18 protein-coding genes and 1 pseudogene are annotated in these 23,874 nt (G+C 73.7%); 9 read left to right on the top strand and 10 right to left on the bottom strand.

Going from position 1 to position 23,874, the window contains the following annotated elements:
• Positions 1-217 precede the first annotated feature (217 nt).
• Both BS72_RS24230 and BS72_RS24225 read left to right on the top strand, forming a co-directional pair.
• Positions 218-1,036: a hypothetical protein gene (locus BS72_RS24230; protein ID WP_198545946.1), complete on the top strand. Its 819-nt coding sequence runs from the start codon at positions 218-220 to the stop codon at positions 1,034-1,036.
• Between the two features lie 154 nt (positions 1,037-1,190).
• Positions 1,191-1,751: a cysteine hydrolase family protein gene (locus tag BS72_RS24225; protein WP_037913528.1), complete on the top strand. Its 561-nt coding sequence runs from the start codon at positions 1,191-1,193 to the stop codon at positions 1,749-1,751.
• Between the two features lie 144 nt (positions 1,752-1,895).
• Here BS72_RS24225 and BS72_RS24220 read toward each other — a convergent pair whose 3' ends face one another.
• Genes BS72_RS24220 through BS72_RS24210 form a run of 3 tightly spaced genes read right to left on the bottom strand, consistent with a single transcriptional unit; the run spans position 1,896 to position 3,513 of the window.
• Positions 1,896-2,225: a hypothetical protein gene (locus tag BS72_RS24220; RefSeq protein ID WP_037913523.1), complete on the bottom strand. Its 330-nt coding sequence runs from the start codon at positions 2,223-2,225 to the stop codon at positions 1,896-1,898.
• On the bottom strand, positions 2,222-3,091 hold the full coding sequence (locus BS72_RS24215; RefSeq protein ID WP_407639010.1) for an NmrA family NAD(P)-binding protein: 870 nt from the start codon (positions 3,089-3,091) through the stop codon (positions 2,222-2,224). The genes BS72_RS24220 and BS72_RS24215 overlap by 4 nt, the downstream gene beginning before the upstream one ends.
• On the bottom strand, positions 3,088-3,513 hold the full coding sequence (locus BS72_RS24210; RefSeq protein ID WP_037913521.1) for a nuclear transport factor 2 family protein: 426 nt from the start codon (positions 3,511-3,513) through the stop codon (positions 3,088-3,090). The genes BS72_RS24215 and BS72_RS24210 overlap by 4 nt, the downstream gene beginning before the upstream one ends.
• A gap of 103 nt (positions 3,514-3,616) precedes the next feature.
• On the opposite strand from BS72_RS24210, the gene BS72_RS24205 reads away from it, so the two are divergent.
• From BS72_RS24205 to BS72_RS24195, 3 genes are all read left to right on the top strand, one after another.
• Complete coding sequence (locus BS72_RS24205) at positions 3,617-4,225, top strand: TetR/AcrR family transcriptional regulator (protein ID WP_037913518.1); 609 nt, start codon at positions 3,617-3,619, stop codon at positions 4,223-4,225.
• Between the two features lie 283 nt (positions 4,226-4,508).
• Positions 4,509-5,060 carry a GNAT family N-acetyltransferase gene (locus tag BS72_RS24200; RefSeq protein ID WP_037917446.1) on the top strand — a complete coding sequence of 184 codons (552 nt, stop codon included), beginning with the start codon at positions 4,509-4,511 and terminating at the stop codon, positions 5,058-5,060.
• Positions 5,061-5,316: 256 nt separating this feature from the next.
• Entirely contained in the window at positions 5,317-7,527 is a 2,211-nt protein-coding gene (locus BS72_RS24195) for a HelD family protein (RefSeq protein ID WP_037913517.1), read from the top strand.
• A gap of 148 nt (positions 7,528-7,675) precedes the next feature.
• Here the strand turns inward: BS72_RS24195 and BS72_RS24190 are convergent, their stop codons facing one another.
• Positions 7,676-9,826 (bottom strand): MMPL family transporter, encoded by a 2,151-nt coding sequence (locus tag BS72_RS24190; RefSeq protein ID WP_037913513.1) that lies wholly within the window; start codon positions 9,824-9,826, stop codon positions 7,676-7,678.
• A gap of 104 nt (positions 9,827-9,930) precedes the next feature.
• On the opposite strand from BS72_RS24190, the gene BS72_RS32725 reads away from it, so the two are divergent.
• Both BS72_RS32725 and BS72_RS24180 read left to right on the top strand, forming a co-directional pair.
• On the top strand, positions 9,931-10,734 hold the full coding sequence (locus BS72_RS32725) for a TetR family transcriptional regulator (RefSeq protein WP_051951608.1): 804 nt from the start codon (positions 9,931-9,933) through the stop codon (positions 10,732-10,734).
• Between the two features lie 61 nt (positions 10,735-10,795).
• Positions 10,796-11,179, top strand: coding sequence for a hypothetical protein (locus BS72_RS24180; RefSeq protein ID WP_037913511.1), 384 nt, complete (start codon positions 10,796-10,798; stop codon positions 11,177-11,179).
• Positions 11,180-11,542: 363 nt separating this feature from the next.
• Here BS72_RS24180 and BS72_RS24175 read toward each other — a convergent pair whose 3' ends face one another.
• A complete protein-coding gene (locus tag BS72_RS24175; RefSeq protein WP_037913509.1) occupies positions 11,543-12,211 on the bottom strand; it encodes an RICIN domain-containing protein in 669 nt (222 codons plus the stop codon).
• A 711-nt stretch (positions 12,212-12,922) separates the two neighbouring features.
• Here BS72_RS24175 and BS72_RS24170 point away from each other — a divergent pair.
• Positions 12,923-15,355: an endonuclease/exonuclease/phosphatase family protein gene (locus BS72_RS24170; RefSeq protein WP_232792667.1), complete on the top strand. Its 2,433-nt coding sequence runs from the start codon at positions 12,923-12,925 to the stop codon at positions 15,353-15,355.
• Positions 15,356-15,472: 117 nt separating this feature from the next.
• On the opposite strand, the gene BS72_RS24165 is transcribed toward BS72_RS24170, so the two are convergent.
• From BS72_RS24165 to BS72_RS24145, 5 genes are all read right to left on the bottom strand, one after another.
• A complete protein-coding gene (locus BS72_RS24165; RefSeq protein WP_037913508.1) occupies positions 15,473-16,600 on the bottom strand; it encodes a hypothetical protein in 1,128 nt (375 codons plus the stop codon).
• Positions 16,601-17,251: 651 nt separating this feature from the next.
• Positions 17,252-17,815: an ATP-binding protein gene (locus BS72_RS24160; protein ID WP_037913506.1), complete on the bottom strand. Its 564-nt coding sequence runs from the start codon at positions 17,813-17,815 to the stop codon at positions 17,252-17,254.
• 186 nt (positions 17,816-18,001) lie between these two features.
• Positions 18,002-18,778: an enoyl-CoA hydratase/isomerase family protein gene (locus BS72_RS24155; RefSeq protein ID WP_037917438.1), complete on the bottom strand. Its 777-nt coding sequence runs from the start codon at positions 18,776-18,778 to the stop codon at positions 18,002-18,004.
• Positions 18,779-18,882: 104 nt separating this feature from the next.
• Positions 18,883-20,118 (bottom strand): L,D-transpeptidase, encoded by a 1,236-nt coding sequence (locus BS72_RS24150; protein WP_107498868.1) that lies wholly within the window; start codon positions 20,116-20,118, stop codon positions 18,883-18,885.
• 309 nt (positions 20,119-20,427) lie between these two features.
• Positions 20,428-21,348, bottom strand: a complete 921-nt coding sequence (locus BS72_RS24145) for a L,D-transpeptidase (protein WP_051951603.1) — start codon at positions 21,346-21,348, stop codon at positions 20,428-20,430.
• Between the two features lie 405 nt (positions 21,349-21,753).
• Here BS72_RS24145 and glgX point away from each other — a divergent pair.
• A pseudogene (gene glgX, locus BS72_RS24140) lies at positions 21,754-23,856 on the top strand (glycogen debranching protein GlgX); the annotation flags it as partial.
• Positions 23,857-23,874 lie beyond the last annotated feature (18 nt).

Here is a 23,874-nt window from a genome sequence, read left to right as displayed (position 1 = left end):
GGTTTCGCCGGGACGGGCGGACGGCCCGGCGGCGCCGCCCCGGCGGCTGGACTCGGCAGCACAAGCCAGTGGCGCGAGCCGGGGGCCTGGCGCGAGGATCTGAAGGCCCCCGCGAGCCCGCTGGGGGGAGCACGGCGGAGCGCAGAACCGGTCAGGTCGCCAGAATCGTCATCGGGTCGGCCACGCGGCACCGCGCCACGGCCACTGGGGGAACCGTATGGACTCGCTGTCCCTGATCTCGGCGGCCGTGGCCGTCGGTGGCGCGGTGCTGACCGCGCTGTCCGGCTACTGGCAGCAGCGCCGCCTGAGCTCGATGGAGCAGCGGACCTACATGAGCCGCTACGGCGGCTCCCTCGCCTGGGCCGCCTACGACCTGCAGACCAGACTCTTCAACATCCTGCACAGCCACCGCATCGACCAGGACCCGGCGCGCGGCGACGGCTTCCTGACGGCGTTCCTCGTCCGGGGCAGCGCCCGCGACGCCGAGTTCGTACGGCGCTCCACCGTCTTCGTCCTCGCCGAGTACCTCGGCTGGGTGGAGATCCTGCGGCGCGACATCCAGTTCCTCGACCTCGGCCGCAACAGCCTCAACACCCGGATCATGCGGCAGATCGCGGAGGTCGGGCACTGCCTGGCCGCCATCGACCCGGCCAGCTCCGAGCTGCGGCTGTTCCGCGCGCGGCAGCGGGCCGTGGGCGAGCTGATGGTCCACCCGGACAGCGAGCCGGGTCGGCGCCGCTGCCTGGGCTTCGCCGAGTTCTGCGAACGGCTGGACGGCGACAGCCGGTTCGCCGAGTGGTTCGAGGTCCTGCTGGCGGACGTCGACCGGCTCGCGGCGGACACCGCTCCGGCCGCTGCTCGGCTGCGCGCCCTCCAGACGCAACTGGTGGTGCTCATCGACCTGTTGGATCCCAAGCAGGCCCGCTTCCCCAAGTTCCGCCTCGCCTTCGACCCGGCGATCGACGCCCCCGGCGCGCCGCCGTCCGCGAACCCGGCGAACCCCGCACCGGTGGAGGGGCCGGCGGCGAACCCCTGACCGACGACCGGGCGGCGTCCGGACAGGGGCCGGGCGTCCCGACGGATCGTCAGCGAGCCCTGCCCGCAGGCGCCTCGGCCTGATCGCCCGGGGCGTTGTCAGTGCCCTCTCCTACGATGCGGGAAAGAGCGGACGCAGGCGGAGAGGAAGAGACGTGAGCACCTTGGAGGGCCGGACGGGCACCGCCCTGCTCGTCGTGGACGTGCAGAACGACGTGGTCGCGAAGGCGTACCGGCGGGATGAGGTGGTGGCCGCGATAGCCGGCCTGGTGGAGCGGGCGCGCCGCGCGGAGGTGCCCGTGGTGTGGGTCCGGCACGCCGACGAGGAGCTGGTGAAGGGCGCCAGCGGCTGGCAGATCGTGCCGGAGCTGGTCCCGGCCGGCGCCGAGCCGGTGGTGGAGAAGGAGTACGGCGACTCCTTCGAGGCCACCGAGCTGGAGGAGCTGCTGTCCGGCTTCGGCGTCGGGCGGCTGGTGGTGGCCGGCGCGGCCACGGACGTGTGCATACGCTCCACCGTCCACGGCGCCTTCACCCGCGGATACGACACGACGCTGGTCAGCGACGGGCACACCACGGAGGACCTGTCCGCGTGGGGGGCGCCGCCGCCCGAGCAGGTCATCGCCCACACCAACCTGTACTGGTCGAACCAGTCGGCCCCCGGCCGCACGGCCGCCGTGTCCAGGGCGGCGGAGGTGGACTTCACGGCCGGCGCATGAGACTCCGGGGCGGGCGTCGGAGGGGGACGTCCGCCCCGGAACACACGGCGGCGGGGCGCCCCGGTCACAGAGCGCCCCGCCACGCCCTGGCGTCACGTCAGGGTCCGGGTCCGGTGCGGACGGCGGTCTCGGTTCGCCACGGCGTCAGATCGTGTCGTCGAGCCAGTCGACGACGCGCGCCACCGCCAAGCCGCAGGGCAGCGGGGTGGCAGTGGGCGTCGCCGCCCTCCTCCTCGTGGAGGCGCGCAGGAGTCCGTCGCGTTCGCTGACCGGGTGGCTCGCCCTGGCTTCGGCCTCCAGCCGTTCGGCGGTGGACAGCCAGGCGTCGTGCCAGCCGTCGTAGTCGCCGGAGGTGACCCGGGAGGCGGTCGCCACGACTTCGCCGACGTCCGAGCCGCCGTAGACGGCCAGGCCGGGGTTGCGCGGGGTCTCGAACCAGAACTGCGGATCGTCCTGGAACACGAGCTGCTTCATCGCGCCTCGTCTTCGAGGTGGGTGCGGAAGGAGCGCGCGGGCCGGCCGGTGAGGCGCTGGACGGTGTCGGTGACGCGGTCCTCCACCCCCTCGGCGATGGCCCGGTCCATGGCGGCCAGCATCGCGGCGAACTCGACGGGTACCAGCTCCGTGAGGCGGTCGCGCATCTGCTCGTAGGACAGCTGGTGGTGGACCACGGGCCGGCCGGTGACCTCGGTGACGGTCGCGGCGATGTCGTCGTAGCTGAGCGCCTCCGGTCCGGTGAGCACGAGATCGGTGTCGGGGGCGTGTTCGTCGGTCAGCGCGTGGAAGGCGACGGCCGCGATGTCCTCGGCGTCGACGAAGCCGACCCGGCCGCTCCCGGTCGCGGTCCGGATGGTGCCGTCCTCACGGATGCTCACGGCGTGCGCGTGCGCGCCGGTGAAGTTCTGCATGAACCACGAGGGGCGCAGCACCGCCCACTGGTCGAACAGGTCGGGCAGGGCCTGGTGCACCGTTCCCACCGCCGGGCCGCCCTTGGGGATGGCCGAGGAGCTGAGCAGCACCGCGCGCCGCACACCGGCGCCGCGGGCCTGCCGGAGGAAGGGCGGCATGACGGTCGCGGGGTCGGAGTCGCCCACGGGCGGCACGAGGTAGACACGGTCGACCTCGTCGAGGGCGGCGGCGTGGGTGGCGGTGGCGTACCAGTCGAAGGCGACCGGCTCCGCGCCGGGGACCGGGGCGGCGTGGCGGCTGGCGGCCTTGACGCGGTGGCCGGCGGCGGTGAGCCGCGCGGCGGTGCGGCTGCCGGTGGTGCCGGTGGCGCCGATGACCAGCGCGGCGCCGGTGGTGGCGATCGGTTGCGCGGTCTCCGTCTGGGTGGTCATCGGTTGCTCCCGGTGAAGTCGGTGCCGGGTTCGCTGACGGCGAGCGGGTTCCAGTAGTCGCGGTAGGAGGTGATGTGCCCGTCCTGGACGGTCACGACGGCGATGTAGGTCATGTCGAAGGGGGCGTCGGTCTCCACCAGGCGGCCGACGCCGCGCATCTCGACCACGATGGTCTCCGGGTCGGCGGTCTGGTGGATCAGCAGGGCGGGGAAGTCGTGCAGGTCGATGTGGTCGGGGTAGTGGCGCATGTACTCGGCGACGGCCGCCCTGCCCTCCAGGCGCCGGGGCCAGCCGTCGGGGGCGAAGGGGAACTCCATGAGGCCGTCCTCGGCCCACAGGTCGACCCACGCGGGAATGTCCTTGTCGAGCAGCAGTCGCAGGCTGTGGCGGTACAGATCCGCCGGAGAAGTCGGTGCGGACATGGGCGTCCTCCATCCAGTAAAATACGGACCCGGGGTCCGCTTTGACGATACGGACCCGGGGTCCGCATCGCAACCGGGTCCGCATCACAACCGGAGGAGCACCATGGCCGAGCGCAAGCCCCGCAAGGACGCCGCCCGCAACCGCGAGGCCGTCCTCGCGGCGGCCGACGCCCTCTTCGCCCGCCGCGAGAGCCCCGAGGACGTCACCATGGCCGATGTCGCGGCCGCCGCCGGCGTCGGCAAGGGCACGCTCTTCCGGGCCTTCGGCGACCGCCCCGGACTGCTCCGCGCGCTGTACGAGGCGCGGCTCGAACCGGTCAGGGAGGCCGTCGAGTCCGGCCCGCCACCCCTGGGGCCCACCAGCCCGCCCCGGCAGCGCGTATCCGCCCTGCTCGACGCCGTCCTGTGCTTCAAGCTCGACAACCGGAGCCTCGCGCTGGCCCTGGAGGAGGGCGGTACGGGCAGCCCGTACCAGGCGGAGCACTACGAACGGTGGCACGGCCTGCTCCAGGCCGCGCTGGAGCAGATCCCCGGGCTGCCGGACAGCGACTTCACCGCCCACGCCCTGCTCGCCGCCACCCGGGCCGACCTCGTCGAGCACCTGGCCGGACAGGGGGCCGCACCGCGCGCGGACATCCGCGCGCGGTTGGCGAACTTCACCGCCAGGGTCCTGGACTCCGGCCCCCAGCCGGGGCCGGCCGCCGAGGACTGACCGAGGCTCGGGCGGACCCGCGGCGAGCGGCGTTCACGATCCGCCGCCGGCGGGCTCCGGGCCGGCCCCGCCGGCCGGCTCCGGACCCACCGCGCCGAGCCCGAACCCGCCCGGCGCGGCAGCACACCGCGCCATCCGCTGCCGCCGGCTCCCGTTCCGGCACTCCCCGGAGCCGGACCCACCCGCCCCACGCCCGCCCGTACGCCCGCGCGCGAGTACCCGAAACCCCGACCCCCGTGCGCGACTTGCGCGCCGCACCCGCCCGGTGGCGATGATGGGCGACATGACGACGATCGAGACACCGCGCCTGGTGCTGCGCCGCTGGCGCGAAGAGGACGTCGAGCCCTACGCGGCCGTCAACGCCGACCCCGAGGTGATGCGGTGGATCGGCGACGGCTCCGTACGGGACACCGCGGAGACCCGCGCGCACATCGAGCGGATCGAGCGGCTGTGGGAGACGGAGGGGTTCGGCCTCTTCGCCGTGGAGCTGCGCGACACCGGGGAGTTCGCGGGCTTCACGGGCCTGTCCGTGCCGCACTTCCTGCCGGCGGTGATGCCCGCGGTGGAGGTGGGCTGGCGGCTGGGGCGCCGCTTCTGGGGGCGGGGCCTGGCCACGGAGGCGGCCCGGGCGAGCGTCCGGTTCGCCTTCCGGGAGGCGGGCCTGCCGGAGCTGCTGAGCCTGGTCCGCGCCGGCAACGCACCCTCGGCGAACGTCACCCGCAAGCTGGGCATGCGGCTGTCCCGCGAACTCGTCTCGGCCGACCCCGACCGCACGGTGCGTGTCTACGCGCTCTCCGCCGTGGAGTACGCGACCCGGTCCGGGGACGAGGGTTAGCCCTGGGACAGCTCAGGGCCAGCCCGGGATCGGCCCGGGATCAGCGCCTCTCCCGGCAGGGTCGGCCCCCGCCCCGGAACGCGCCGAGGACCGTGGTCGCGCACACCGAAATCCCCGCCCACAATGGTGGAGCGGGGATTTCCTCACGTATATTGAGTGTTTCTGTGCACGCACAGCAAAAAAGCCCCACAACGGGGGCTTCTGTCAACACCATATCCGACAGGGAGCGGTCGTGTCAAATCGCGGAGACGCCGAATTGCAGCGGGAGCAGGAATTCGTCGACCGGCTCTACGACCGTGTCGACGCGTTGCGCGGGATCACCGCCCAGCACGTCCAGGACGCTTTGGCGCCGGTGGGGAACGGTCGCCAGGCCCGTCTCGAGCGGGATGTGTTCGTGGCCGAGCGTTCCGGTCTGCTGGCCGCGCTGAATGCGGTGGACGGCTCGTTGTGCTTCGGCCGGATCGATCTCAGGGACGGTGCCGCGCACCATATCGGCCGTATCGGAATTCGCGAGGACGACACCGGCCGCACACCTCTTCTCGTCGACTGGCGGGCACCGGTGGCCCGGCCGTTCTATCTCGCCACCGGGTACACGCCCATGGGGCTGCGCCGCCGCCGGCACATCAGCACCGAGGGCCGCAGGGTGACGGAGCTGCACGACGAGATCCTCGACCTCGCCGACCGCGAGCGCAGCGGCTTCGAGGACCCGAGCGGGGACGCCGTCCTGCTGGCCGCGCTCAGCTCCGCCCGCACCGGTCGCATGGGTGACATCGTGCGGACCATCCAGGCCGAGCAGGACCGCGTCATCCGGGCCCCGCACCGCGGTGTCCTGGTCGTCGAGGGCGGCCCCGGCACCGGCAAGACGGCGGTCGCGCTGCACCGCGCGGCCTATCTGCTGTACGAGCACCGCGAGTTGCTGGCCAAGCGCGCGGTGCTGGTCGTGGGCCCCAACCCGGCCTTCCTGCGCTACATCGGCGAGGTGCTGCCGGCCCTCGGCGAGACCGGGGTCATGCTCGCCACGCAGGCCGAGCTCTTCCCCGGCGTCCACGCGCATGGCACGGACACCCCCCGCGCGGCGGCCGTCAAGGGCGGCGCGGGGATGGCCGAGGCGCTCGCCCTCGCCGTACGGGACCGGCAGACGCTGCCCGAGCCCGGCGCGCCCATGGTCGTCCGGCACGACGACGGGGACCTCGTCCTGGACTGGGAGATCGCCTACGAGGCCCGGGACGCGGCCCGCGAGACCCGGCTGCCGCACAACCTGGCCCGTCCGTACTTCGCCTTCCACGTCATCGACGCCCTCACCGCGCAGCTCGCCGACCGCCTCGGCGCCGACCCGTACGGCGGCCCCAACTTCCTCGGCCCGGACGACATCGCCCAGCTCGGCCGGGGGGTCGCGGCGAGCGGAGAGGTGCACGCCGCGATCGCCGAGCTGTGGCCGGCGCTCTCTCCGGAGGAGTTCCTCGCCGACTACCTGGCCGAGCCGGTGTACCTGGACGACGAGGACGCCGAGGCGATCCGCCGCGCTCCCGGCGCCGGCGGGTGGACCCCGGCCGACGTGCCGCTGCTGGACGAGGCGGCCGAGCTGCTCGGGGCCGACGACAGCGCCGAGCGGGCCGCCGCCGAGGCGCGTCGGCAGGAGGAGGTCGCCTACGCGCGGGGCGTCCTGGAGCTGTCCCGGGGGTCGGAGACGTACGAGTTCGAGGACCAGGAGTCCGAGGTCCTGGCCGCCCACGACGTGATCGACGCCGACCGGATGGCGGAGCGGCAGGAGGAGGCCGACCACCGCAGCGCGGCCGAGCGGGCCGCCGCCGACCGGACCTGGACGTTCGGGCACATCATCGTCGACGAGGCGCAGGAGCTGTCGCCGATGGCGTGGCGGCTGCTGATGCGCCGGTCGCCGACGCGTTCGCTCACCCTGGTCGGCGATCCGGCGCAGACCTCCGAGGAGGCGGGCGTCGGTTCGTGGGACCGGATCCTGGAGCCGTACGTCGGCGACCGGTTCGAGCACGTGCGGCTGGGCGTCAACTACCGTACGCCCACGGAGATCATGGACCTGGCCGCCCGGGTGGTGCGGGCCCAGGACCCGTCGTTCGAGCCGCCCGCGTCGGTCCGGTCCACCGGTGAGGCGCCGTCGGTCCGGGACGCCGGCCCGGACCTGGCGGGCGCGGTGGCGCGGGCCGTCGCGGAGCTGACGCCGGAGGAGGGGCGCCTCGCGGTGATCGCGCCGCGCGAGCTGCACGAGGAGATCGCCGCCCCGCTCGACGGCGTCACGCCCGGCGCCGAGCCCGACCTCACCCTTCCCGTCGTGCTGCTGGCCCCGCGCGAGGCCAAGGGGCTGGAGTTCGACCACGTCCTGGTGGTGGAACCGCGGCGGTTCGGGGCCAGCGACCTGTACGTGGCGCTGACCCGGGCGACGCAGCGGCTGGCCGTCGTCCACCGGGAGGAGCTGCCGGAGTCCCTGCGATGACCGCGGGCCGCCGCGGGGGCCGCGGGGCCGCCGCGGCGGGGTGCGGGGCCTGCCCGTCGCGGCCCGTACCCCGCCCGGAGAGGTCCCCCGGAGAGGTCGCCCGGAGAGCCCGGCCGGTGACGCGGGCGACGGCCGGTGCGTCCGGCCGTCAGACGCGCAGCCGGGGCAGGACGCGGTCGAGCCACCGCGGCAGCCACCAGTTGGCGCGGCCCATGAGGAACATCGCCGACGGCACGAGGACCAGGCGGACGACGGTGGCGTCGAGGACGACACTCACCGCGAGGCCGAGCGCGAGCATCTTGATCACCACCGTCGGCGTGGCCGTGAACGCCAGGAAGACCGCCGTCATGATGAGCGCCGCGCTGGAGATCACCCGGCCGGTGCCGGCCAGCCCGGAGCCGACGGCGGCGGTGTTGTCGCCGGTGGCGCGCCAGCCCTCCGCGATGCGGGACAGCAGGAAGATCTCGTAGTCCATGGACAGGCCGAAGACGATGGCGAACATCATCATCGGCACGTAGGACTCGATGGGCACCGCCTCGGACAGCCCCAGCAGGTGCTTGCCCCAGCCCCACTGGAAGACGGCGACGAGGATGCCGTAGGAGGCGCCGGTGGTGAGGAGGTTGAGCAGCACCGCCTTCAGCGGGATCAGCACGCTGCGGAACACCGCCATCAGCAGCAGGAAGGCGCAGACCAGCACGATGCCGATGATGAGGGGCAGCCGGGCGGTGACGGTGTCGCGGAAGTCCAGCTGTGCGGCGGCCGTTCCGGCGAGGTAGGCACGGGCGCCGGTACCGCGCAGCGCCCGCGGCAGGGTGTGCCCGGTCAGGGTGTCGAACAGGGCGCCGGTGCGTGCCGACTGCGGCCCGCTGGCGGGGGTCACGGTGGTGGTGACGGTGTGGCCGTCGCGGCTGGTCCGGGCCGGGGTGGTACCGGCGACGCCGGGCGTGCCGTCGAGGGCCTTCAGCAGCTCCGCGCCGACCTGCCCGGCCGGGACGGAGGCGTGGCGGACGTCGGCCACGACGACGAAGGTGCCGTTGGCGCCTGGGCCGAACCCCGGGCCGCGGGCGCCGGCTATCAGGTCGTAGGCGGTGCGGCTGCTGGTTCCGGGCTTGTCGGCCCCGTCGTCGACGTGGCCCAGCCGCATCGAGAACATCGGCAGCGCGCATATCGCGAGCAGCAGCACGCCCGAGGTGAGGAACCGGACGGGGTGCCGCGCGACCAGGGCTGCGTAGCGGTGCCACCGGTCGTCGTCGCCGGTGGTCTCGGCGACCGGGCGGCGCAGGAACGCGACCCGGTCGATCCGGCGGCCCGCCAGGCCCAGCCCGGCCGGCACCAGGGTCAGCGCCGCGAGCGCCGTGATCGCGACGGCCATGGTGGCGGCCAGGCCGAGCTTCCCGATGAAGGACAGGCCGCACGCGTACAGGCTCATCAGCGCGACGGCCACGGTGAGGGCGGCCACCAGCACCGCGTGGCCGCTGCTGTCGGTGGTGCGGCCCGCCGCCTCGACGGGATCGCGGCCGTCGACGATGTCCTGGCGGAAGCGGGTGGTCAGGAAGAGCGCGTAGTCGATGCCGACGCCGAGCCCCATCATCGTGGCCAGGGTGGGCGCGGAGGTGGCGAGGGTGACGCCGCCGGCGACGACGCCGACCACGCCGATACCGGTTCCGACGCTGACCAGCGCGGCGCCCAGGGGCATCAGCGCGGCCAGAACGCTGCCGAAGCCGAGGAGCAGGACCAGCAGCGCGGCGACGACGCCGATGAGTTCGCTCACCCGGTCGTTGGCCGGTACGCGGGTGACCTGGTCGAGGTCGCCGCCGTAGGCGACCTGCACGCCGTCGGCGCGGGCGGGGGCGACGGCCTGGTCCAGCCGGTCGGCGTAGGGGTTCCCGAGCGTCTTGAGCTGGACGTCGAAGGAGGCGACGGCGTACGCGGTGCGGCCGTCGTCGCTGGTGGTCAGCGCGGAGACGGCGGTGACGTGCGGCAGCCCGCCGACCCGGTCCAGCGCCTCGCCGACGGCGTGCGCGTGGGCGGCCACGGTCCGCCCGCCGACGTGGAAGACGATCTTGCCGCTGGGGTCCGCCGCGCCGGAGTCGGACGCCTTGAGCAGCTCGGCCCCGTGGTTCGACTGGGTGCCGGGCAGGGTCACCTGGTCGCTGAACTCCGCCCCGACGGCCCGCTTCCCGGCCAGCGCGGCCAGCAGGACCAGAACCCACACCACGACCACCCGGACCGGGTGTCGCGCGCACGATGACCCGAGGCGGCCGAGCGGCCCGCTGCGGGCGCGGGGCGAGGAAGACATGGCGCTCTCCAGAGAACGGCAGGACTGACAGCGAGCGGCCAGGTTAGCCAGAAAGTGGCAGTCCTGACAATTGACAGAGGTGCCATCACCGGTAGGCTCTGCGCATGCCCCCCACCAGCCCCGTATCGCCGTCCGCGCCCGGCCCCTCCGGCGGCTCCCGCCCGTCCGGCGCGCCGGGGACACCCGAGGCGGCGGAGGCGGCGGAGGTAGCGGAGGCCGGCGACGGCCGGCCCGGGCTGCGGGAGCGGAAGAAGGACCAGACGCGGCGGCGGCTGCGCGCGTGCGCGGCCCGGCTCTTCGCCGAACACGGCTTCACCGGGACGACCGTCGCCGACATCGCGGCCGCGGCGGAGGTGTCCGAACGCACCTTCTTCCGCTACTTCGACGGCAAGGAGGCCCTGCTCCTGCCGGACGCGGTGGAACTGCTCCGCTACGTCGAGGACGCGCTGGCGGACCGCCCCGCCGACGAGGACCCGATGACGGCGGTGCGGCAGGCGCTGCTCTCGGCGACCCGGCCGTTCGCGGAGAGCACGCTCACCGCGCTGACCCGGCCGCTGGAGGGCACCGAGGCCGCGGTCGCCTCACAACTGGTGCGCCTGTTCACCGAGTTCGAGGAGCGGCTGACCGCGCTGGTCGCGCGGCGGCTGCCCCCGGACACCGAGGACGCCGACCTCACCGCCGCCGTCGTCGCCGGCGTCGCGCTGGCGAGCGTGCGTGCGACCTTCCGCACCCTGCGCCGCCGCCGCGCCGCCGGCGGCGCCCCACCCCGACCGGCCTGCTCGCCCGCGCGTTCGACATCGCCGGACAGGGCGGCGGCGCGCGCTGACGGCTCGGCCTCCGGGCGCGGCGGTTCAGCTCGGAGGTCCGGGGCAAGAATGTTCCCGTCAACCAGCCTTTTCGTAAGGTGAGTTGAATATATGGTTGCCGGTGGCCCCTCAACCGGGAGGGTGCCGGACAGGGGGGAGAACAATGCCCGACATATCCCGGCGGACCGTGCTGGGCGCCACGGCCACGACCGCGGCGGCGGCGCTTCTCGGCACGGCCGGGACAGCGCACGCGGCCGAGACAGCCGAGACGCCCGCCAGCACGAGCGACACCGCCCAGCAGGTCACGACCCAGGAGACGCAGAGCCCGATGTCCTCCACCACCGAAACGCAGAAGTACACGGTCTCCGTCAACGCCGAGGGCGACTCGGTCGCCGCCGGGACCTTCACCGCGGACGTCGCTCCCGGGGACCTCTGGGCCTACGCCGACGCGGTCGTCGCGCGCTTTCAGAAGTCGAACCCGGGCTTGGAACTGTATGTGACGGTTCAGCGGTACGACCAGGTCGTCACCGACGTCCCGCGTCCCTGAGGGATCGCGCCCCGGGCGGGCCGGGGCACCGGCCCGGCAGCACCCCGCCGACGGTGAACCCCCGACCTGGTCTGGTGTGAGGTCACGCCGTTCGGCTCCGCGGAAGGCGACTCCGCGGCGGGCTGCCCCAGCGGCTTCCCGGCTGGCGGCCCGACGCCGTACCGAGCTGGGTGCTCGCGTCCGAACCATCGGTTCCCCGACGGTTCGGACGCGCGCCCGCCCGGCGGACCGCCCCGCGACCCGCTCCCCGCCCGTGGCCGTGCCGGGCCCCGGGGCGAGCGGACGCCGTGGCGGGTACGCCCGAGGACCTCAGCGGCCGGGGACGGGACCGCCCTCAGAGGGACGCGGCCTCACCCCGACGGTTCAGTAGTTCCACTCCTGGTAGCCGTTGTTGTAGCTCGCGCTGCTGCACGTGTAGAGGCGCAGCCCGGAGGTGGAGCTGTAGTCCATGCACTTTCCGGTGGCCACGTTCTTCCAGTCGACCCAGCTTCCGTCGGAGTTCTCCCAGTAGATCACCCACTTCTGGTAGCCGTTGTTGTAGCTCGCGCTGCTGCACGTGTAGCCGCGGATACCGGCGGTGCTGCTGCCGTCCAGGCAAAGGCCGGTCTTCACGTTCTCGAACTGGTAGGAGCCGGCGTCGTCCACCACGTACCACGCCTGGTAGCCGTTGTTGTAGCTCGCGTCACTGCACGTGTACATCCGCAGGCCGGCGCTGCTGCTGTCGTCCAGGCAGCTCCCGTACAGGTAGTTGACGAAGTTCTTGTACCCGGTGGTGACGGCGGGGCTCACGGAGCCGCTGAGGCTGGGGTGGGCGTCTTCGACCGTACAACCCGAGCGCGCTTCGGGCCGGTTGCCGGCGAGGCCGGAGAGCGGCGCCGCGGTGCGGGCCGCCTCGCCGCTGCCGCACTGGGTGACCATCGCGTCGGGCGACTGGGTGTTCGAGGCCACCGTCGAGGCCGCCGCGCCGGGGGCTGCGGCGAACGCCCCGATCGCGCCGATGACGGCGGCGGCCAAGGCCAGGTGCTTCCTCATGATGAGGTTCTCCTTCGCAGGGGAATCGCTGACATGGGTAGCCTGAAACGTTCGAATGAACGGCATATACACGTCCGTTTCCCCCCGGACCCGGTCGGCCGCCCTCCTTCCGCGGGTGCGTGAACGCGCCCTTCCCGCCCGGGGGGTGTCCGGTGTCCGAAGGGACACCCCACGGCGAGCGCCCCACCGGACCGCCGCCGACCGCCGACCGCTGGTCCGCGGTGGCCTCGGGACGCCCCGCCCCCGCACACGAGAGCCCCGGACGGCGGCCGGTCCGGCCGGACGACCCGCCGTCAACTCCGCTCCACGCTGCGGCCGCCCGCAACTGCCCCTCAAGGGACGGTGGTTCACCGCCCCAGGGCGCCGGGGCACCCGCCGCGGCCTCGGGGGACGCCCCGGCACCGTTCGCGCGGGGGCGGTCTGCGGGGTCCCGGTGGCCGGCCACCCGCAATGGGGAATTCACCGGAAATCCCTTCTAACGCCGGTTCTACGCGCGTATCTTGAGCCCGAGCGTGCGCCCCACCGCAGCCCCCTGGGACCGGACAGCGCAGCGCCGCCCCCAGCCACCGCACCGCAAGAAGGAGATCCCCCCCGGTGTCGCACTCCTCCGAAGCCGGCTCGCCCGCGGCGAGATCCGGCTCCACCGGACAGCCGCACGGCCCCTCGCAGGCCACCGCCCCGTCCTCCGCAGCCCGGCTGCGCAAGCGCGCGCTGCCCATCGGCATAGCCGGAGCCCTGACCCTGGCCGGCCTCGGGGTCCACTCGGCCTTCGCCTCGCCCTCCGCCGACGCGGTGATCGCGGAGGTGTACGGCGGCGGGGGCAACTCCGGTGCCACGTACACCAACGACTTCGTGGAGCTCGGCAACGCCGGCGGCGGCCAGGTGGACCTGAGCAACTACAGCGTGCAGTACCTGCCGGGGGCGCCGACGGCCAGCAGCAAGTGGCAGGTCACCCCGCTCACCGGCACGCTGGCCGGCAGCGGCCGCTACCTCGTCGGCGAGGCCGCCGGCACCGGCGGCACCACCGCGCTGCCGAGCCCGGACACCTCCGGCACCATCGCGATGTCCGGCACCTCCGGCACCATCGCCCTGGTCCAGGGCGCGGACCCGCTGACCTGCGTGACGGCTGCGGACTGCGCGGCCGACTCCCGGATCAAGGACCTGGTCGGATACGGCACGGCCCTGGTCCACGAGGGCAGCGGCGCGGCGGCCGGCGCCGGCAACAGCGCCTCCGTGGCGCGCGCCGCGTCCCTGGCCGACACCGACGACAACGCGGCCGACTTCACCCCCGGCGACCCCACCCCGCAGAACTCCTCGGGCAGCGGCGTCACGGCCCCGCCGACCACCGGCGCGCCGACGGACCCGCCCACCACGCCCTCCTCCCCCACCACCCCGCCGACCTCGCCCGCGGCCACCGCCGCCATCCACGACATCCAGGGCGACACGCGGGTGTCGCCGTACGAGGGCAAGCAGGTCACGGGCGTGACCGGCATCGTCACCGGGGTGCGCGCCTACGGCTCGTCGCAGGGCTTCTGGTTCCAGGACCCGAACCCCGACAACGACCCGCGCACCAGCGAGGGCGTCTTCGTCTACACCGGCTCCGCTCCCACCGTGACGGTCGGCGACGCGGTCTCCGTCGCGGGAACGGTCTCCGACTACTACCCGGGCGGAACCACCGGGGGCGGCCAGGCCGTCACCGAGATCACCAAGCCCACGGTGACCAAGGTGTCCAGCGGCAACCCGGTGCCCGCGCCGGTCGTGCTCAACGACAAGTCGGTGCCGGACGACTTCGTGCCCAGCGCGGGCGGCGGCTCCATCGAGAACATCCCGCTGCGCCCGTCCGAATACGCGCTCGACTTCTACGCTTCCCTCGAAGGGATGAACGTCCAGATCGGCTCCAGCCGGGTCGTGGGCGCCACCGACGCGTACTCCGAGCTGTGGGTCACCGTGAAGGCGGACCAGAACCCGACCAAGCGCGGCGGCACCCTCTACACCGGCTACGACACCCCCAACTCCGGCCGCCTGATGGTGCAGTCGCTGATCCCGACGGCGACCTCGGCGTTCCCGACCGCGAACGTCGGCGACACCCTCAAGGGCACCACCAGCGGTCCGCTGGACTACAACCAGTTCGGCGGCACGTACGCGCTGCAGGCCAGCACCCTGGGCACCGTCCAGAGCGGCGGCATCAAGCCCGAGGTGACGAAGAAGGCGTCCGCCGACCAGGCCACGGTCGCCACGTACAACGTGGAGAACCTGGCCCCCGACAACCCGCAGTCGAAGTTCGACGCGCTCGCCAAGGGCCTGGTCACCAACCTGCGCTCCCCCGACGTCGTGGCCCTGGAGGAGATCCAGGACAACGACGGCGCCAAGGACGACGGCGTGGTGGCCGCCGACCAGACGCTCGACAAGCTGGTCGCGGCGATCACGGCCGCGGGCGGCCCGCACTACCAGTGGCGGGAGATCGACCCGGTCAGCGACAAGGACGGCGGTGAGCCGGGCGGCAACATCCGGCAGGCCTTCCTCTTCAACCCGGACCGGGTGGGCTTCACCGACATCCCGGGCGGCGGCTCGACCACCGCGGTCGGCGTCACCGGCACGGGCTCCGCGACCTCGCTGACCGCCTCGCCGGGCCGGATCGCCCCCGACGACCAGGCGTGGACGGACTCCCGCAAGCCGCTGGCCGGCCAGTTCACCTTCAAGGGCAAGAAGCTGTTCGTCATCGCGAACCACTTCGACAGCAAGGGCGGCGACCAGGGCATCGACTCCCGCTTCCAGCCGCCGGTGCGCAGCTCCGAGGTGCAGCGGGTGCGGCAGGCGGTCATCGAGCACGACTTCGTGCAGCAGATCGAGACCGCCGACCCCAAGGCCGACGTGGTGGTCCTCGGCGACCTGAACGACTACCAGTTCTCGCCCGCCGTCACCTCGCTGACCGACAACGGCAAGACCCTCACCGACCTGGTGAACACCCTGCCGAAGGCGCAGCGCTACTCGTACGTGTACGAGGGCAACTCCCAGGTGCTCGACCACATCCTGGTCAGCCCCGACCTCACCAAGAACGCGGACTACGACGTCGTCCACATCAACGCCGAGTTCGCGAACCAGACCAGCGACCACGACCCGCAGGTGGTCCGGCTGAAGCTCTGACCGCGGTGGGCCCGGCACCCGGGCCCACCGCCCCCAGGGCCGGACCCCGAGGCGGGGGCGCGACGCACCGGCGTCGCGCCCCCGCCTCCGCCCTTTCCGGGTCCGGGCCGCCCGGCCTCAGGGAGCCGGTTCCACGTAGCGCGAGCCCGCGAAGTACCGCGCCGCCGCCTCCACCTCGCCGCCGTCCCGCAGGCGGCGCACTTCCACCAGCGGGTAGGTCCGGTGGCCGTCGGCTATCTCGTGCGGCAGGTCGAGGGTGTGGCCGGGCGCCAGCCACACCAGGAGCCACAGGTGCTTGTCGACCGCGCCCGGCTTGCGCGCCACGGTGACCGCCACCACCTGGTCCCAGCCGAGCTCCACCAGCGGGCCGGCGAAGTTCCGCGCGGTCAGGCCGTCCGGCCCCAGCCGCAGCCGCAGCGGCCGCAGCACGAGCCAGAGGTACCACAGGCTCAGGAAGCACCCGAGGATCGCGCCCAACGGCGCCAACGCGGAGAACGGTTCGGGTGCCAGGTCGGGACCGCCGGTGATCAGCGGAGTACTCAGGACCGCCCCGACCGCGGCGAGGGCCAGCGCCGCCAGCAGCCGGGCCGCGGTGTTGCGGCGCGCCTCGAAGGTGCGGGCCGGCAGGCCGGGAGGCAGCACCGCCCCGCGGACTCCGGGGGTGTCGGCGAAGCGCCCGCCGACGGCCTCCCGCACCGCCGCGTCCTCGGGGGCCCCGGCTCGGCGCATCCCGTGCGGGGACGCCTCGAAGCGTGGTCCGGCGTGCCGGGTCAGCGTCTCGATCAGCCGGTCCAGGCCCTGGTCGAGTTCGCCGGTGGCGACCACGTCGTAGGCGCGGCGGCCGTACATGGCGGCTTCGCGCAGGCCGGGCAGTCCGGCACCGTCGGCGGGGTAGACGAACAGCCGAGGGGGCGGCGGAGTGTTGGTGTGGTCGTCGGTGTCCACCTGGCTCATCGGGCTGTAGCGCAGGGCCACGCCGTCGATCTGCTCCCAGCCGAGTGCGTCCTCGTTGACGGCGATGCCGTGCTCGTCGATCCGCAGGGTGAACGGGCGCCTGGCCCGGCGCAGTGTCCAGATCCCGTTCAGGACGGCGAGGCCGGCCATCACCGCCACGCCGTTCGCGGAGGCACGGGCCGGGCCGTCCGCCGCGACCGCCCAGACGACCGCCCCGGCCGCGACGGCAAGGCCCCATCCGACCAGGCGCCTTCCGCTCGTGCGCAGCCGCCGACTCCTCGTGAACTCCACCGGTCCGCCCCCTCGTCGCCGCCCCGGCCCCTGGCCTCCGGCCCTTCGGCCGCGTCCCGCCGCGTGCCGGCCGGCCCAGCGCCGCTATGCCTGCTCTGCCCTGGGGGACGCCGCGGCACGCCCTGGGCGGGCGAACGCGGGATGAACAAGGGGCAACCGTCCGACAGCACCGGCGGGGCCGCGCGCGGCAGCGGCCCGCGCCGTGGGAGCGGTCCCACGCGCCCCAGGCGTCCGGCGTGTCACGGAAGAGTCAAGGGACACTTCGGCGATCGCAATATGAAAAGGCCATGAGAGCATGTAGCCGTTGTTTATAAGGCGAGTGGTGCAACTCACCCTTGCTTCCCCAACATCATCTTGCGATATGTCCACTGATGTCCGATTCTGGTATTTGCCCTGTGGTGGTGATTCGTGCGAGAGTCAATGTCAACGGCCGCCGACGACCCGGGCTCGGCCGTTCCACAGGCGCCGCGGATCACCCCCCCTGCTCCGCGGCGATATTGAAGAGGCCCTTCCGCTGTCACCCCCCCCCGACGCGGAGGGCCTCTTCCTTTTCCCCCGTATCTCCCGCGTCCCTGCCCCCACCCCCGCGGCGCCGCCGTCCTGATGGCTGGTTCTCGCCCTCCGGGCGGCTCCCGGCAACGGGCGGCCGGCTCAGCCGCGGTCGAACCGGTCGGCCACCCGCAGCTCGAACCAGGTCGTCTTGCCGCGCGCCTGGAGGTCCACGCCCCAGCGGTCGGAGAGCTCGTTCACCAGGAACAGGCCCCGCCCGCTGACGTCCATCGGCCGCACCGGCATCAGGCAGGGCAGCGACCGCGACGGGTCGCGCACCTCCACCCGGACGCACCCCCGCCGCCGGTGCATCCGCAGCCCGAAGGTGCGCGCGCCGGTGTGCCGCACCGCGTTGCCGACCAGCTCGGAGACGAGCAGCTCAACCACCTCCGCCAGGTGCGGCAGCCCCCACCGCCGGACCACCGACAGCGCCATCCGGCGGGCGGTGGCCGCCGAGGCGGGCTCGGAGGCGAGGCGCACCTCGGCCGCCGAGGGGTCGCCCATCCGCTCCAGCGCCTCGGCCGCCGCCGCCCCCTCGGCGTCCCGGACCTCCTCGGCGAGGAGCGGCGCGGCCGAGGCGGCGAACGGCGCGGCGGCACACGGCGCGGCGCCGACCGCGCTCTCCGCCCTCTGCTGCGACTGCTCGATGCCGCCCAGACCCGCCATGCCCTCATGATGGCTGTAACGGAGCCGCTTCGCCGGGTTACCTTGGTAATTCGTCAGGTTGCCTCAAAACGATCCCGCGCCCGTCGCGTTCCGGCCATGTACCCGGGGTAGGGCGGTACGGCCGACCCGCCGACCCGGCCGGCACGCGCCGGCACGCGCCGGCCGCTCTCGTCGCGTCCCGGGAGGTTACTCGAAGACGGCCTTGCCGGGCCCCTGCTCGACGAAGCTGCGCATCCCGGCCTCCCGGTCGGCGGTGGCGAACAGCCCGGCGAACAGCGTGCGTTCAAGGGCGAGCCCGGTGGTGAGGTCGGCGTCGAGGCCGCCGTCGACGGCCTCCTTCGCGGCCCGCAGCGCGTACGCCGGCCCGCGGGCCAGCCGCTCGGCCCAGGCCCGGGCCTGCTGGTAGACCCCGGCTTCGGCGTCCTCGGGCACCACCCGGTCCACCAGACCGAGGGCGAGCGCCTCCTCGGCGCCGACCATACGGCCGGTGAAGATGAGGTCCTTGGCACGGGACGGGCCGATCAGCCGGGACAGCCGCTGGGTGCCGCCGGCGCCGGGGATCAGCCCGAGCAGGATCTCCGGCTGGCCCAGCCTCGCGTCGTGCGCGGCGAACCGGACGTCGGCGCACAGCGCCAGCTCGCACCCGCCGCCCAGGGCGTAGCCGTTGATGGCGGCGACCACCGGCTTGGGGATGCGGGCCACTGCGGAGAAGGCGTCCTGCAGGCCGCGGGAGCGGTCGACCATGTCCTGGTAGGACATCTCCCGCATCTCCTTGATGTCCGCGCCGGCCGCGAACACCTTCGGGCCGCCCCAGACGACCACCGCCCGGACCTCCTTGCGGGCGGCGGCCTCCTCGGCCAGTTCCTTGAGCCGGTCCTGGACCGTGCTGTCCAGGGCGTTCATCGGCGGCCGGTCCACCCGCAGGGTGCCGACGCCGTTCTCGACTTCGAGGGTCACAGTCATGCCCGGAGCGTACGACGCCGGCCCGGCCCCGCGAGCGGGGACCGGGCCGGGGAGCCGACGCGTGCGGTCGATCGGGCCCGCGTCGGGCCCGCGTCGGTTCTGGGTCAGCTCGTCCAATCCGACCAGGGCATGTTCCAGCCGTTGAGGCCGTTCCACCACTGGACGGTCTTGTCCTTGGAGTTCTCGACCTGGACGACGTCGCCGATGATCGACTGGTTGTAGAACCACGCGGCCGGTGTGCTCGGATCGCCCGCGCCGCGCACGTCGTGCAGGCCGACGCAGCCGTGGCTGGTGTTGCTGTGGCCGAAGACCGAGGGGGCGGCCCAGTAGTTGCCGTGGATGAACGTGCCCGAGTTGGTCAGCCGCATGGCGTGCGGCACGTCCGGGATGTCGTACTCGCCGCCGAACCCGACGGTGTCACCGTTCATCCGGGTCTTGACGTACTTCTCGGAGATCACCATCTTGCCGTTGTACGAGGTGTGCTCGGGGGAGCCCGCCGAGATCGGGAGCGTCCGGATCGCCTTGTTGTCGCGGTAGACGGTCATCGTGTGCTTGGCCGCGTCGACGACGCTCACCTGGCGCCGGCCGACGGTGAAGTGCACCGACTTGTGCTGGGTGCCGTAGACGCCGGGGGCGCCCTCGACGCCGGCCAGGTTCAGGTTGAGCGTGACCTTCGTGCCGGCCGCCCAGTAGTTCTGCGGCCGGTAGAACAGCTGCGTGTCGCCGTTCCAGTGGGGGGCGATCTGCACGGCCGGCGACGCGGTCACCGACAGGCCCTGTTCCACGGCCTTCTTGTCGGTGATGGCGTGGTTGAAGTTGAGGTAGACCTCCATGCCCACGCCGACCGTGGAGCCGTCCTCCGGGGTGAAGAAGCCGATGAACGTGTCCTTCGGCACCACCGTGGTGAAGGTGGAGTGCTTGTCGGACTCGCGGCCGGCGGAGTCCTTGGCCGTGGCGTCCACCGTGTACTTGGTGGACGCGGCGAGATGGCCGGACGGGGCCCAGCCCAGCCCGTCGGCGCTGATCGTGCCGTCCACCGCCGTGCCCTTGTCGTCCTTGACGGTCACGGCGGTGAGCTTGCCCTCCGACGCCGTCACCTTCAGGGCACCCGTCGTCGCGACGTCGCTCGCGCCGTCCTGCGGGCTGATGGCCACGACGGCCTTGGAGACGGCGGGGGTGGTGGCGGCGCTGGTCGGTGCGCCTCCGGCCTTCCCGTCGCCACCGCTCGCCCCCGCGCCGCTGTGGCTCGGCCCGCAGGCCGCGGCCGTCGACAGCAGAAGGCCGAGCACAAGAGCCGCCGCGCTCTTCCGCAGGCCCGACGGCACACCTATCGGCTTCACTTTCCCAGACTCCCCTACCGCGCGAAACACGCCTACTCCCCCTGACACCTGCAACACAACCACACGGACCCCGTCGATGTGGCCCCCGCTACTGTCACCGTTCCGTCCCAAGTGGTCTGTACCCGGGAGCGGATGGCGAAAGCAGCGCCACGGGGGTGCGGGGCGGACGCGCGGCGGGAAGGACGGGCGAGGACGGCCAGGGGGTGCGGGCACTGAGGACGGTAGGACAGGGCGGGTGCCGAGGGGATAGGGCAGGGCGGGACGGGCGCCGGGGCCCGCTCCGTCGGGCGGCGGCCTACTCCCGGCCGGTCACCGCGGCGGCCCCACCGGGGTGCGCAGGGCCGAACCGGCCGTCCACTGCGCCCAGTCGAGGTTCCAGCCGCCGGAGCCGTTGTCCGGGGCGACGACGCGGTCGGGCGAGTCCACCACCTGCACGGCGTCGCCGATGATCGACTGGCCGTAGAACCACCCGGCGGGGGTGTCGGCGCCGCCGCCCTTGCGGTCCTCCAGGCCGATGCAGCCGTGGCTGGTGTTCTGCGTGCCGAAGATGCCGTGCGGCGCCCAGTAGTTGCCGTGGACGAACGTGCCGGAGGCGGTCAGCCGCATGGCGTGCGGCACGTCCGGGATGTCGTACTCGCCGCCGAACCCCACGGTGTTGCCGTTCATCCGGGTCACCGGGAACTTCTCCGAGATGACCATGACGCCGTTGTACGTGGTGTGCTGCGGGGAGCCCGCGGTGACCGGCAGCACCCGCAGCACGCGGGCGCCGCGGAAGACGGTCATGGTGTGGGTGGCGGCGTTCACCACGCTGTGCTGGTCGCGGCCGATGGTGAAGGAGACGTCCTTGCTCTGCGAGCCGATCGCGGTGTCCGTGCCGTGCACGCCGCGCAGCCGCAGGTGGAGGGTGACGACGGTGCCGGGCTGCCAGAAGCGGGCCGGCCGCAGGTCGAGCCGGCGCCCGCCGAACCAGTGGCCGACCACCGGCACCGGCGGCCGGCTGGTGACGGTGATGCCGCGCTCGACGTCCGCCTGCCGGGTGATGGTGCGGGTGAACAGGACGGTCACGATGGCTCCCGTCCCCACTGTGGAGTCCCGCTCCGGCGAGTAGACGCCGAGGTAGGTCGGGGGCGCGGACGTGGCCGCGCCGGGACGCGGGCTCGCGTCCGCCTTGCCGTCGGAGCCGCCGCCCGCGCCGCACGCGGACGCCGCCACGGCCGCGACCGCCAGCACGGCGGCCAGGGCCGCACCCGATCGTGCTCCCGCTCGCGCTCCCGCTCGCGGCGCACACAGCGCACGCACACGCCTCACCACAGTGATCACGTCTGCTTCAACGACCGCGCGGCCCGGAAGTGACTGATCGGTACCGGCGGGGTGACGGGCGTGCGCCGGTGGGAACAATGCCTTTGCCGGAAGCGGGACGCGGGGGCCCGCCCGGCCGCGCGGGCACGGGACGCCCGCGCGGCCGGCGCCCGGCGCGAGCGCAGCGGGAGGTCGGGTGTCCGAGACGCGCGAGGTCGGCGCGGCGCAGGGCGCGGAGCCCTTCCCGCGCCCTGCGCCGGCCGCCGGGCAGGGGCCGGCGGGCATACCGGGGCGGGGCCCGAACCGGAGCCGGAGCGGGGGCGGGGCGGGGCCGGGGCACGAGCCGCGGCGGGAGCCGGCAGGGGGTCGGCGTCCGCCGGGCGGGCGGCGGCGTGGCCGGGTTCGCCCCAGCCGCTGGGCGCCCGCCACCATCTGGGCCCGGGCGGCGTCGCGGGCACCAACTTCGCGCTCTGGGCGGGTGGCGCGGAGTGGGTGGAGGTGTGCCTGTTCGACGAGGACGGCACGCAGACCCGGGTACCGCTGACGGACCTGACGCACGAGGTGTGGCACGGCTTCGTACCGGGCGTGGCGCCGGGACAGCGGTACGGCTTCCGGGTCGGGGGCCGCTGGGACCCGTGGACCGGCGCCCGCTGGAACCCGGCGAAGCTGCTGCTGGACCCGTACGCGCGGGCCGTGGACGGCACGTTCGCCATGGTCCCCGAGGTGTACGGGCACGTGCGCGACTGGCCGGAGGCGGGCGTCGCCGACACCGTGCGGGACGACCGCGACTCGGCGCCGTTCGTCCCCAAGGGCGTGGTGGTCGCGGACGAGGACGACTGGCACGACGACCGCCGGCCCAAGACGCCGTGGTCGGACACGGTCATCTACGAACTGCACGTACGCGGCTTCACCATGCGCCACCCGCTGGTCCCGCCGCACCTGCGCGGCACGTACGCGGGGCTCGCCCACCCCGCGGCCATAGAGCACCTGGTGCGGCTCGGTGTCACGGCGGTGGAGCTGCTGCCGGTGCACCAGTTCGCCGACGAGGAGCACCTGCTGCGCCGGAACCTGCGCAACTACTGGGGCTACAACTCGATCGGCTACTTCGCGCCGCACTCCGCGTACAGCGCGGGCGGCACCCGGGGCCAGCAGGTGGGCGAGTTCAAGCGGATGGTGCGGGCGCTGCACGCGGCCGGCATCGAGGTCGTCCTCGACGTGGTCTACAACCACACCGCCGAGGGCGGCCAGGGCGGCCCGACCCTCTCCCTGCGCGGCGTCGACAACCGCGCCTACTACCGGCTGGGCCCCGATCCGCGCGGCTACACCGACTACACCGGCTGCGGCAACACCCTGGCGGTGGTGCGGCCGCACGTGCTGCGGCTGATCACCGACAGCCTGCGCTACTGGGTGACCGAGATGGGCGTGGACGGCTTCCGGTTCGACCTGGCCGCCGCGCTGGCCCGTGCCGTGCACGACGTGGACATGCTCTCGCCGTTCCTCGCGGTCATAGCCCAGGACCCGGTACTGCGCCGGGTGAAGCTGATCGCCGAGCCGTGGGACGTCGGGCCTGGCGGCTACCAGGTGGGCGCCTTCCCGCCGCTGTGGACGGAGTGGAACGACCGGTTCCGCGACACCGTACGGGACTTCTGGCGCGGCGCCGCCGGGGACGTGCGCGACCTCGGCTACCGGCTGTCGGGCTCCAGCGACCTGTACGACTGGGGCGGCCGCCGCCCGTACGCCTCGGTCAACTACGTGACGGCGCACGACGGCTTCACGCTGCGCGACCTCGTCAGCCACAACGGCAAGCACAACGAGGCGAACGGCGAGGACGGCAGGGACGGCACCGACGACAACCGGTCGTGGAACTGCGGCGCCGAGGGCCCGACCGGCGACCCCGAGGTGCTGGCCCTGCGCCGCCGGCAGCTGCGCAACCTGCTGGCCACGCTGCTGCTCTCCACGGGCGTGCCGATGCTGGTGGCCGGGGACGAGATGGGACGCACCCAGGGCGGCAACAACAACGCGTACTGCCAGGACAACGAGACCGGCTGGGTGGACTGGTCGCTGCTGGAGGAGCCGGAGTGGGCGGGGCTGCGCGACCTGGCCGCCCGCCTGATCGCGCTGCGCCGCGCCCATCCGGTGCTGCGCCGGGGCGGGTTCTTCTCCGGGCTGGCGCTGGCTCCGGAGGGGCTGCGGGACGTGGCCTGGTTCCGGCCGGACGGCGGGGAGATGGCGGCGGCGGACTGGTTCGCGGCCTCCGCGACGCTGGGCATGTTCCTGTCCGGCCGGGACATCCCGCAGCGCGACGCCCGGGGCGAACCGGTCGTCGACGAAAGCTTCCTGTTGCTGGTGCACGCCGACCACCGCCCCGTACGGTTCGTCCTCCCGGGAGCGCCCTGGGCGGCCGGGTACGAGCTGCTGCTGGACACCGCCCGGGAGCAGCCGTGGACGGGCGGGCCG

Source organism: Actinacidiphila yeochonensis CN732 (assembly GCF_000745345.1).
In the GTDB taxonomy this organism is placed as follows: domain Bacteria; phylum Actinomycetota; class Actinomycetes; order Streptomycetales; family Streptomycetaceae; genus Actinacidiphila; species Actinacidiphila yeochonensis.
Note: the sequence above shows the minus strand (reverse complement) of the source record. Positions and strands in the feature narration are given on the sequence as shown.

Coding starts and splice junctions, on each gene's coding strand:
- BS72_RS24230 (WP_198545946.1), top strand. CDS start 218: ATGGACTCGCTGTCCCTGATCTCGGCGGCCGTGGCCGTCGGTGGCGCG.
- BS72_RS24220 (WP_037913523.1), bottom strand. CDS start 2,225: ATGAAGCAGCTCGTGTTCCAGGACGATCCGCAGTTCTGGTTCGAGACC.
- BS72_RS24215 (WP_407639010.1), bottom strand. CDS start 3,091: ATGACCACCCAGACGGAGACCGCGCAACCGATCGCCACCACCGGCGCC.
- BS72_RS24210 (WP_037913521.1), bottom strand. CDS start 3,513: ATGTCCGCACCGACTTCTCCGGCGGATCTGTACCGCCACAGCCTGCGA.
- BS72_RS24205 (WP_037913518.1), top strand. CDS start 3,617: ATGGCCGAGCGCAAGCCCCGCAAGGACGCCGCCCGCAACCGCGAGGCC.
- BS72_RS24200 (WP_037917446.1), top strand. CDS start 4,509: ATGACGACGATCGAGACACCGCGCCTGGTGCTGCGCCGCTGGCGCGAA.
- BS72_RS24190 (WP_037913513.1), bottom strand. CDS start 9,826: ATGTCTTCCTCGCCCCGCGCCCGCAGCGGGCCGCTCGGCCGCCTCGGG.
- BS72_RS32725 (WP_051951608.1), top strand. CDS start 9,931: ATGCCCCCCACCAGCCCCGTATCGCCGTCCGCGCCCGGCCCCTCCGGC.
- BS72_RS24180 (WP_037913511.1), top strand. CDS start 10,796: ATGCCCGACATATCCCGGCGGACCGTGCTGGGCGCCACGGCCACGACC.
- BS72_RS24175 (WP_037913509.1), bottom strand. CDS start 12,211: ATGAGGAAGCACCTGGCCTTGGCCGCCGCCGTCATCGGCGCGATCGGG.
- BS72_RS24160 (WP_037913506.1), bottom strand. CDS start 17,815: ATGGCGGGTCTGGGCGGCATCGAGCAGTCGCAGCAGAGGGCGGAGAGC.
- BS72_RS24155 (WP_037917438.1), bottom strand. CDS start 18,778: ATGACTGTGACCCTCGAAGTCGAGAACGGCGTCGGCACCCTGCGGGTG.